We start from the raw sequence: 11,268 nt of genomic DNA, 5'->3' as shown, positions 1-11,268 counted from the left end.
CGGAAATGGCGACAGCTACAGCTAACTTGGCAAACCAAGAAATTGCTTCATTAATTCATGCCGAAAAGATGAAAGACTCGGCTCAACAAATGGCTATGAAATTATTGGGTAACATGGGTCCACTAACGTTCTTTTCATCTCAAGAACTGTGGAAGTTGACTGTGATTAAAGCGATTAACCTTTCTCTCAAGTACGGTTTTGTAGCGGGAGGGTCTTACTGCTATTCGTGTTATGGAATTATTCTGAATTCAATTTTAGGGGATTACCAATCGGCTTATGAGTTTGGCAGACTCGCTATGACTCTCAGCGAAAATTCCAATAACTTGTCTCAAAATTGCCAAGATAGTGTGATTTTTGCCAATTACTTAAACTGCTGGGTGAGACCGCTCAAAACTACGGCGGAAATTAATAACGAAGGTTATAAAGTTGGTTTGCAATCGGGCAATTTGCAATGGACTGGTTATAACCGGATGTTTCAAACTATTACCTATTTCTTCCAGGGCATGAATTTGAATAACCTTTTGGAAGATATTGGTAAGTCGCTCCATTTTTGCGAGCAAACTAAAAACTTCTGGGCGATTGATATTATTTTTGCTAATAAAATAGCAATTTTAAATTTGATGGGCGAAGAGGATGATGTTAGCGAAAAACAGCATTTAGAAAATTTCCACAGCCGTAAAAGTATGGCGGCGCTGTGCGAGTTTTATGTTTTAAAAGCGCAAACTTTCTATCTTTACGGACTGTATAGTGAGGCGCTAGAAGCCTCTAAACGCGCGGCAGAGCTGCTCGATTATTTGATGGGTCATATTTCTAGTGCTCACCATTATTTTTACCGTTGTCTGATTTTAACGGCTCTGTATTCAGAGGTTTCTGAGTCGGAGCGAAAAGATTACTGGGAGCAATTAGAAGCTAATCAGAAACAAATCAAAGTTTGGGCGGATAACTGTTCGGAAAGTTTTACACATAAGTTCTGGCTGGTGGCGGCAGAAATGGCGAGGATTTCAGGTCGAGATTTGGAGGCGATGGATTTGTACGATCGCGCGATAGCTGAGGCGAGAGAGGGTGATTTTATTCAGAATGAAGCGCTGGCGGCGGAACTTGCTGCTAAGTTCTGGTTGGGGAAAGATAAAGAAGAATTTGCCCAAATCTATTTGACTAAGGCTCACTATGGCTACCAATACTGGGGTGCTAAACGTAAAGTTGAGAGTTTGGAGGAAAAATATCCTCAATTAATCGCGAGAACTTCAGGGAAGACAACTACTCAAACTAAAGTTAATCGCACTACGACGGCTACTACTAGCAACAATTTGGGTGAGACGCTAGATTTAGCTACGGTGATGAAAGCTTCTTTCGCGATTTCGGGTGAAATAGTTTTGAGTAGGTTGCTGGAAAGATTGATGAAAATTGCGATCGAGAATGCCGGGGCGCAAAAAGGTTTTTTGATTTTAGAAAAAGGGGGAAACTGGGCGCTAGAGGCGGAAGGTTTGGTGCAGGAGGATGAAGTTAGTCTGCTGCAATCGCTTCCTCTCAATCCCACAGCAGCTTCTGGGGGTACTCCTTTGCTGGCTTGTGCGATCGCCAATTATGTGATTCGCACTCAGGAAAATGTGGTGTTAAATAATGCGGCTCAAGAGGGACAATTTACCCGCGATCCTTATATTGCAGCTACTCAACCGAAGTCTATTCTTTGCACTCCTCTGCTGCACCAAGGTAAGCTGACTGGCCTTCTTTATTTGGAAAATAACTTGATTGAAGGGGCTTTTACTACCGATCGGCTAGAATTGTTAAAACTTTTATCTGCCCAAATTGCTATTTCCATTGAGAATGCTCAACTCTATGACCAATTAGGGGAATACTCGCGAACGCTGGAACGTAAGGTTATAGAAAGAACGCAAGAATTGGAACAGGAAATGGCTGTCAGAATGCAGACAGAAATAGCCTTGGGCAAGTCTGAGGAAAAGTTTTCCAAAGCCTTTCGTTCCAGTCCTAACCCGATCGCGATCGCCCGATTCGCAGATGGACGCTACATCGAAGTAAACGACAGTTTCCTCAGCACTTTTAGTTACTCTCGCGAACAGGTAATTGGTTTTACAGCAATTGAGTTGAATTTTTGGGGTAATTTAGAAGAATGTGACAGATACAGACAGCTCTTGCAAGAATCAGGAGTGGTTCGCAATCAGGAATTCGATTGTCGTACTTCATCAGGCGAGGTGAGGAAGATGCTGGTATCAGCAGATATTATTGAGCTGGGTGGAGAAGCGTGTATTCTGTTAGTCACTAACGACATTACCGAGCGTCAAAGGGTAGAAGAAGCGCTCAAAGAAAGCGAGGCTAAATACCGTGACTTAGTTGAAACATCGCAGGATATGATTTGGTCACTTGATATCGAAGGGCGTTATACCTTCGTCAACGCTGCCGTCCAACAGATTTTTGGCTACTGCCCTGAAGAAATGATCGGGCGAAAATTCAGTGATTTTCAGCCACCTCAACAACTTCCTAAAGATAACGAGATATTCCAACGTATGCTGAATGGAGAGTCCGTATTTCAGAATGAAACTATACAATTAGCTAAAGATAGTAGACCTATCAATCTCCGGTTTAATTCACTTGTAGTGCGAGATTCCGAGGGAAATATTCTAGGAATAACTGGCACAGCAAGCGATATTACGGAAAGTAAAAAAGCAGAGGCAGCCTTACAAAAATCCAAAGAAGTTGCAGATGCGGCTAACAAGGCTAAAAGCGAATTTTTATCAAAAATGAGTCACGAATTACGAACTCCCCTCAATGCAATTCTCGGCTTTACCCAAGTGCTGGCGCGCGATTCATCCCTTTCTAACATACAGCAGGGACAGATAGGCATCATTAATCGTTCTGGCGAGCATTTGCTGACGCTGATTAATGACGTGCTGGAAATGTCTAAAATCGAGGCAGGTCGGATCACCTTAAATCCTACTAGCTTTGACCTGTATCATTTGCTCCATTCTCTCGAAGAAATGCTCAAAATCAAAGCTGATTCTAAAGGTTTACAGCTCAGGTGGCACATCAATTCTAACATTCCTCAGTATGTAAAAACTGACGAAAGTAAATTGCGTCAAGTCTTGATTAATCTGTTAGGAAATGCGATCAAGTTTACTACGAAGGGAAGTGTAACGCTTCGGGTTGGAGCAATTAGCGCGAAACAAAAGTCCCTAACAGACAACGAACCACGGACTATTACGTTTGAAGTGGAAGACACTGGTTACGGCATTGATCCTACTGAGGTAGGCTCTCTATTTAAGGCTTTTGTGCAAACTGACGCAGGTCGGAAATCTCAAGAAGGAACAGGCTTGGGTTTACCCATCAGCCGACAATTCGTACAACTGATGGGAGGAGACATTACCGTCAGCAGTACCTTGAATCGAGGAACAACTTTTAGTTTTGATATCCAAATTAGCGCCCCTGAGATGGCTGAAGTTCAACCTCGACAATTAAGAAGGCGGGTAATTGGTTTACAACCCAACCAACCCTCATATCGCATCTTGGTGGTTGATGATAAATGGGAGAGCCGTTTGCTACTGGTTCATCTTCTTAAACCGCTTGGCTTGGAGGTGCGCGAAGCAGTAAATGGTCAAGAAGCTATTAGAACCTGGGAAACTTGGAAACCTCACCTAATTTGGATGGATATGCAAATGCCTGTGATAGACGGGTATGAGGCCACCAGACAAATTAAAGCCAATATTCAAGATGAGGCTACCTCGATTGTGGCGTTGACCGCTAGCGCTTTTGAGGAGGAGCGAGCCATTGTTTTATCATCAGGCTGTGACGATTTTGTGAGCAAGCCTTTCCAAGAAGAAGTTATTTTTGCCAAAATGGCTGAACATTTAGGGGTACAGTATATTTATGAAGATTTACCGAACTTTACATTATCTCAGCTTGAGGGTCAAGACTTGAGTGTAAAAGAAGGGGAAAAAACTGAAAATTTAAGGACAACTTTGGCGACAATGCCTACGGATTGGGTGAGACAGTTACATCATGGAGCTATCGATGCTGATGCCGGCCTGATTTTAAGCTTAGTCTCCACAATCCCTGAATCCGATACTTTTTCTGCGGAGATTCTCACCGATTGGATTCATAATTTTCGATTTGATAAAATTACTGACTTAACCGAACAACTTATCCCATGAACAGCCAGAAATTAGCATCTCATGTTGCCAATCTTTTAGTGGTTGACGATACCCCCGACAACCTGCGTCTTTTATCGACTATGTTGAGCGACAAAGGATATAAAGTTCGGGGCGTAATCAACGGGGAAATGGCATTAAAAGCAGCACGTTCCACCCCGCCAGATTTGATTTTACTGGACATCACGATGCCCCAGATGAACGGCTATGAAGTTTGCCAACATTTAAAAGCGGATGGCAGAACTTCGGGTATTCCAGTTATTTTCTTGAGCGCCCTAGATCGAGTCTTGGATAAAGTCAAAGCATTTGCTGTGGGAGGAGTAGACTACATCACCAAGCCATTTCATTTAGAAGAAGTTTTAGCTCGTGTCGAAAATCAACTAACTATTCAACGTTTGCAAAAAAAAATGCACGAGCAAAATGCGCGATTGCAGGAGTCTGAGGCTAAAGAGCGGAATAAATCCCAACAACTAGAGCTGGCTCTACAACAGTTACAAAATGCACAAGCTCAGCTCATCCAAAGCGAGAAAATGTCAAGTTTAGGGAATGTCGTAGCAGGGGTAGCTCACGAAATTAACAACCCGATTAGCTTCATTAAAGGGAACCTCTCGCCCGTAAGGGAGTACACTGAAGATTTGCTGAGGCTGGTGCAACTCTACACAGAAGATTTCCCCAATCCCACAGCAGCTATCCAGGAACAACTGGAGGCAATCGATTTCGCTTTTCTCAGGAATGACTTGCCGAAGTTAATTGCTTCTATGAGCATAGGAGCTGACCGAATCGGAGAAATAGTGCAATCGCTGCGGAATTTTTCCCGACTCGATGAAGCTGAGTTAAAAGTGGTGGATATTCATGAAGGAATTGAAAGTACGCTGATGATTTTGCAGCATCGGCTAAAAGATGAAGCAGATCAAAGGATAATTAAAGTGGTAAAAGAGTATGATGATCTGCCAAAGATAGAATGCTACGCGGGGCAAATGAATCAGGTTTTTATGAATGTTCTGACGAATGCGATTGAAGCGTTGCAATCCCCAAAACGTTGGGCAAATGATGTAGATGATAGCAGATCCATCCCTACTATTACTATTTGCACGAAGTTACTCTCCGACTTTCAAGTGGGTATTTATATTACTGATAATGGCCCCGGCATAACCCAAGATATTCAACAACGCATACTTGAGCCATTTTTTACAACAAAGACAGTGGGAACAGGAAAGGGTTTGGGGTTATCGATTAGCTATACTATTGTAGTGGACGACCACGGGGGGCAACTCCGTTGTTTTTCGATACCGGATCAAGGGGCGACATTCGCCATCGAACTTCCGATTTACCACTCTACAAAACGTTTTTTTGAAGAAGATTTAGGCGGGTTATAAGCCACTAAAATAAAAGTAGTCAAACATGGTGTAAAATCAGGAATCTTGTTTATTTATGAGTCAGTGTATTTGTAATTTTGAGACAAATTTCTATTAATCACAAGTTGATACTCTTAGCCACAGAGTCCGAAATATTTTCCGGCAACGCTCCTTAAATTGCCAACGGTCACCGACTTGTTTTTTTGCGTAGCTTATGCACGCACTCTCAAACCCACAATAATGATGAATTTCTACCCTCATTTTTTTTCAGCAAAAACCCTAGCAATTGTTTGTGTAATTGCTGCATTTGTTGTCCTTGGAGGCAAAGTCTTTGCCACAACAATCGATTATGCACCGCCATTTCAAGAAACCAGCTTTTACAGTACGATGATATCTGCTAATAACGATTTAGCTGACATTTATTATCCTAAATCATCTGATATTAGTTTGGGTAATTACTCTTTCCCCATTGTACTTTTATTGCAAGGTGCGCTTGTAGATAAATCATTTTATTCAGATTACGCTAGCCATGTGGCGCGGTACGGCTTTGTGGTAGTCGTTCCGAACCATTTGCGGCCTTCGCCCTTCAATCCCAGTTCACCGCCTAATTTGGCGTCGGAAACTTCGCAAATTGCGGCGGTTTTGTCGCAAATGGCGATCGAAAACACAAAGCCCACATCTCCGATCGCGTCTGTTATCGATACGCAGCGCCTTGGTTTATTGGGTCATTCTTTTGGTGGTGCGGTGGGGTTATCAGTGATTGCCAACAAATGCCTCCCAGAATTGTATTTGTGTCAAGAGCCATTTACGCGCCCGAAAGAACTATTAGCGGCTGCATTTTTTGGAGCTAACTTGCGGAATCCCATTGCTAATGAATTTGTACCCATCGCTAATGATGGCATTGCAGTGGCGTTGATTCAAGGGGATATCGATGGTGTCGCCCTGCCCGATCGATCTCAAAGCACCTTTGACCAAATTCAAACACCACCCAAAGCTTTGATTACTGTTATGGGTGCAAATCACTTCGGCATTACCGATGTTAATAACCCCGCTGGTGCGATGCCCGATCGCAATACTGCTACCTTAGAGCGAGCCGTAGGTATTGAAACGATCGCCCGTTGGAGCGGGCTGTTTCTGCGGGCACATATGCTTAAAGATCGATCGGCATTTGATTATATTTACTCTCAAGGTGACGCCCTCGATCCGAATGTCCGTGTTACCACCGTTCCAGTTCCCAAACCATCTTCTAAGTAGCTCCACCTAAAAAAACGTAAGATAGATTAAGGCTAATACATAGTGTGCCTAAATTTTTATTATTTGGGATCACTGATCTGACAGACCGCGAGCACTATATTGTTTTAAGCATCTATGTACAGTAATTCTATGTACACCTAAACGTTCAGCTACATCTGTAAGGCTTTTAATCGCTCCAGTCTTTAACCAATAAAGTGCCTGAATTTTTTATTTATTAGGTAGAGTTCGCTGCTCTGACTAAATTATTTTTAACTCGTATGCTATTAAATCCATTCTTTCTTAGTAGTTTACTTTCATAAATTATTCCTCAAACTTGGTTCTTCATTTTAGGATTTTATTGGGTATAGCAAAACCATTTGATTTGTAAACAATCGATTCAATCATCACAAGCGTTTCAGGTTGTTCTACATTGACGACTCAAATAGACTTGCTATATATTATTAACTAAATTTTCCTTTTCAGTAACCTCAGCCTGCCGCTTAAAGACTAGCAACGTAATATCATCAAACACTTTCTGCTTACCGATATGTTGGCGTAAATCTATAATCACCGCATCCTTAACTTCAGCAGCAGACTTGTGCCAATTTTGACTAATCACTTGACACAATTGCTTCAGTCCATACTGCTTTTTGCGGATGTTATAGGCTTCTGGAATCCCATCAGTATAAAGCACCACGCCATCTCCAGGTTCTAGCTCAATCAGGATGTGACTGATGAAGCCTGCGATATCATCATCTAAAGCGATCGGGAAACCTAAATCCATCGTGTCGATGCGCTCAACTTCTCCATTGTTTCGCACAACAAGCGTTTCTTCATGCTGACCGCTGATGCTGATCCGTCCTTCGGAGTAGTTCAAAATCGCCAGCGTCAGACTTTTCTCAGAATTCATGCGCTGCACGTTTTTGTAGAGGGTACGGTTGAGTACATCCAGGAATCGAACTGGATCTAGTCCACGAATCTCTTGCAGGGTGCGAACTGAGGTTTGCGCCATCAGCATCAGAATGCCGCTTTCCAGGCCGTGTCCGGTGACATCACCGATCGCCAGCGTGACCACACCATCGATCTGTAGCACGTCGTAGTAGTCCCCTCCTACTTCATCGGCGGGTTCCATGTATCCGGCGATATCTAGTCCCTCAATTTCCAGTTCATGAGGGTTAGGCAAAATCATTTGCTGGATCTGACGCGCCACATTCACTTCTGCACCTAAGCGGAGGTTGTCTACTTTGAGTTTTTCGTTGAGGGTAATGATTTCCTGATTAGCATTAGCGAGTTCTGATGTTCGTTCTTTAACTTTGTCTTCGAGGGTTTCAAATGATTCTTGAATTTGCCTCGCCATGCTGTTGAAGGATCGTGCTAGCAGACCAATTTCGTCTCGCGATCGCATCTTCACACGCATATCTAAGTGACCCGCCGTAAACTGGGCAACCGCTTGGGTGAGGTAAATCAGAGGCTTGGTTAATAGTTGTGCGATCGCCAAAGCGATGATAGTTACAATTGTGGCGATGATTGCTAATAAAAGAAGTGCATCCTGTATTTGTTTTTCTACAGGTGCTAGGGCAACGGCAATGGGTTGTGCGAAAAGAACTGACCAAGGTTGATATTGCAGGCGGGCGATCGCTAAGAGGCTTAACTCATTATTACCCGTAGCTGTCAATCGTGTGATTAGATAAGGCTGTTTAGTGTCTAAAGCCTGCTTGAGGTCGGGCAAATTGATTGCAAGTTCTTCCGTTATATTTTTAGGCAAACGCCCTTCGCGTTGCAGTTTCACTACAACATTGGGTGACAAAGGTACAATTGATTTGAAAAGGAGTTCCGGTGTAGTGCTATGTGCCAGATGGATATAGTTCTCATCTAAAAGAACGGCTAACGATTTCGCACCTGCACGTTCAGTTTTCCGACTCACCAACTGCTGGACAGATGTGGCATTGTATGTCACCCGCAATACACCCAATATATTTCCCTTCGCATCGCGAACAGGACTGCTAAAGAAGAGCGTAACGAGGTTGGGAATTGTCGGCGATTGCCTAATGCTAGAAACAAAAGATAGTTGAGTTTTGAGCGGTTCTTGGAAGTAATCTTGACCGGATTCATCTCGTCCCACATCCAGTGTATTCGTATCGAGTACATTCCGTCCCTTTAAGTTGAGCAAGGCATAGGAGATAATATTAAGCGTATCTTTGCGACTGAGCCTGGTTAAGGTTTCAGTCGCTAACATCTCTTGGGGACTACCATTTCGCCGTTCTGGAGGTATGCCCAGATAGGCAGCCAAACCTGGTAAAATCGCTTCTACGCGCACGGCATTGAGATTCCCATCGATAAACCCATCTATTCTGTAAGCGGTTTCGTTAGCCGCCGCAGATAGCGCTTGTCGTGCGTTGTCGGTCAATGCCTTTTCAGTTGTCTGCTTGTTGACAAATGCTAACAGCAGCAACGGAATTAGAGCAACGAGGAGAAACGAGAAAATTAACTTTGTACGAATGCTTTTGAAAAAGGAGCGCTTCATGGTTTCAGGCTAGGACGGGGGGGTTAAGAAAGAAGAATTGAACAAGGTTTCTAGATTGGGAAGGCGCGTCACATTGCCAGCGCGAATAAAAAAGTCCGTATATTTTTTGGCAATTTTGTAGATATAATTATGACTGTTTGATTGAAAGAAATTTTGATTTTCTGCAAAGTCAGTAAAGTCTATTCCGTCTAAAGAAATGGTATTGATGGGAATATTCAATGCTTTGCTGACGATCTCCTTTCCTTCGGGAATATTTGCTTCCCAATATGACAAGCCTTGAAGCCAGCCTCGCACAAAGGCGCGAATATCTTCGGGGCGATGGCGGATCACCTCACCCCGAAACGCGATTAAATCCAAAATTAAGCCTGGGGTTTGTTTGCTTGTAAACAGGATATGCGCCCCTAATTTTAATGCTTCAGAAAGATACGGTTCCCAAGTGTGTCCTGCTTGGATAGCATTGTTTTGTAAGCGATTGGGAACTTCAAAAGTCTCGACTTTAACCAGTCTAACATCATCGCTTGTCAGCTTAGAGGTTTTCAACATCTCAGTAACGAAAACCTCGCTAAAGTCGCCTAGAGTTGCACCAAGCTTTTTTCCTTTCAAGTTAGGGATTGTTTTAATATCCGATTGCGCGACTACCACATCTGCCCCTGTCGATTCATCCACAACCATCACAGCTTGCATATCAGGATATGTGGCACTCAAAATCACAAAATCGCCCAAGGTCAATGCGATCGCATCATACTTCCCTGCACTGAAATCCGCGAAAAGCAATTGTGAGTGCTTTATATAGCTGAGTTCCACGTCTACCCCTTGCGCTTTGAAGAATCCTTTCTCTTGAGCAATGATCAGAGGTGTATAGCCAATAAAAGGAACACAAGATACTTTTAGGGCAGGAGGTTTTACTTTTAGAGGTGCCGAAGAATGACAAGCAAACAGCAGGCAGCAGGTAATAATAAAGAGGCTGTTTAAAAATGAGCGCTTCATGGTTTCAGGCTAGGAGGGGGGGGTAAAAAAGAAGAATTGAACAAGGTTTCTAGATTGGGAAGGCGCGTCACATTGCCCGTGCGAATAAAAAAGTCTGCATATTTCTTGGCGGTTTTGGAGATATAATTAGGACTGTCTGATTGAAAGAAGTTTTGATTATTTGCAAAGTCAGTAAAGTCTATTCCCTCGAAAGAGAGTGTATTGCTGGGTATATTCAGCGCTTTGCTCACGATCTCCTTTCCTTCGGGAATATTTGCTTCCCAATATGACAAGCCTTGAAGCCAGCCTCGCACAAAGGCGCGAATATCTTCGGGGCGATGGCGGATCACCTCACCCCGAAACGCGATTAAATCCAAAATTAAGCCTGGGGTTTGTTTGCTTGTAAACAGGATATGCGCCCCTAATTTTAATGCTTCAGAAAGATACGGTTCCCAAGTGTGTCCTGCTTGGATAGCATTGTTTTGTAAGCGATCGGGAATTTCTAAATGCTCGACTTGAACCAGGCTAACATCATCGCTTGTCAGTTTAGAGGTTTTCAACATCTCAGTCACGAAAACCTCGCTAAAGCTGCCTAGATGTGCCCCAAGCTTTTTCCCTTTCAAGTTAGGGATTGTTTTAATCCCCGATTGTGCGACTACCACATCTGCACCTGTCGATTCATCCAAAACCATCACAGCTTGCATATCAGGATTTGTGGCACTCAAAATCACCAAATCGCCCAAGGTCAATCCGATCGCATCATACTTCCCTGCACTGAAATCCGCGTCTTGCAATTGTGAGTAGTCTACATAGCCCAGTTCCACGTCTATCCCTTGTGCTTTGAAGAATCCTTTCTCTTGAGCAATGATGAGAGGTGTATAGCTAACAAAAGGGACAAAAGATACTTTTAGGGGAGGACGTTTTACTTTTAGGGCTTCCGGGGAATCACAAGCAAACAGCAGCCAGCCGGTAATAATAAATATACAGATGTAAGAGAGTAGTTTAGACATACTATCTAGAAAATTCCTGG

The 11,268-nt window shown here is 43.2% G+C and carries 7 protein-coding genes; 3 read left to right on the top strand and 4 right to left on the bottom strand.

Going from position 1 to position 11,268, the window contains the following annotated elements; all coding sequences use genetic code 11:
• The first annotated feature begins 5 nt into the window (after positions 1-5).
• From QT979_RS16955 to QT979_RS16945, 3 genes are all read left to right on the top strand, one after another.
• Entirely contained in the window at positions 6-4,163 is a 4,158-nt protein-coding gene (locus tag QT979_RS16955; RefSeq protein ID WP_333311147.1) for a PAS domain S-box protein, read from the top strand.
• Positions 4,160-5,536, top strand: a complete 1,377-nt coding sequence (locus tag QT979_RS16950) for a response regulator (protein ID WP_333208667.1) — start codon at positions 4,160-4,162, stop codon at positions 5,534-5,536. Before QT979_RS16955 ends, QT979_RS16950 begins: the two co-directional genes overlap by 4 nt.
• 219 nt (positions 5,537-5,755) lie before the next feature.
• Complete coding sequence (locus tag QT979_RS16945; RefSeq protein WP_333208670.1) at positions 5,756-6,769, top strand: poly(ethylene terephthalate) hydrolase family protein; 1,014 nt, start codon at positions 5,756-5,758, stop codon at positions 6,767-6,769.
• 69 nt (positions 6,770-6,838) lie between these two features.
• Here QT979_RS16945 and QT979_RS16940 read toward each other — a convergent pair whose 3' ends face one another.
• From QT979_RS16940 to QT979_RS16925, 4 genes are all read right to left on the bottom strand, one after another.
• A complete protein-coding gene (locus tag QT979_RS16940; RefSeq protein ID WP_333208931.1) occupies positions 6,839-6,973 on the bottom strand; it encodes a helix-turn-helix domain-containing protein in 135 nt (44 codons plus the stop codon).
• A 226-nt stretch (positions 6,974-7,199) separates the two neighbouring features.
• Positions 7,200-9,272, bottom strand: coding sequence for a SpoIIE family protein phosphatase (locus tag QT979_RS16935; protein ID WP_333311146.1), 2,073 nt, complete (start codon positions 9,270-9,272; stop codon positions 7,200-7,202).
• Positions 9,273-9,281: 9 nt separating this feature from the next.
• Complete coding sequence (locus QT979_RS16930) at positions 9,282-10,259, bottom strand: ABC transporter substrate-binding protein (RefSeq protein ID WP_333311145.1); 978 nt, start codon at positions 10,257-10,259, stop codon at positions 9,282-9,284.
• Positions 10,256-11,248, bottom strand: coding sequence for an ABC transporter substrate-binding protein (locus QT979_RS16925; protein ID WP_333311144.1), 993 nt, complete (start codon positions 11,246-11,248; stop codon positions 10,256-10,258). The genes QT979_RS16930 and QT979_RS16925 overlap by 4 nt, the downstream gene beginning before the upstream one ends.
• Positions 11,249-11,268 lie beyond the last annotated feature (20 nt).

This window comes from Microcoleus sp. w2-18bC1 (assembly GCF_036700365.1).
In the GTDB taxonomy this organism is placed as follows: Bacteria; Cyanobacteriota; Cyanobacteriia; order Cyanobacteriales; family Microcoleaceae; genus Microcoleus.
Note: the sequence above shows the minus strand (reverse complement) of the source record. Positions and strands in the feature narration are given on the sequence as shown.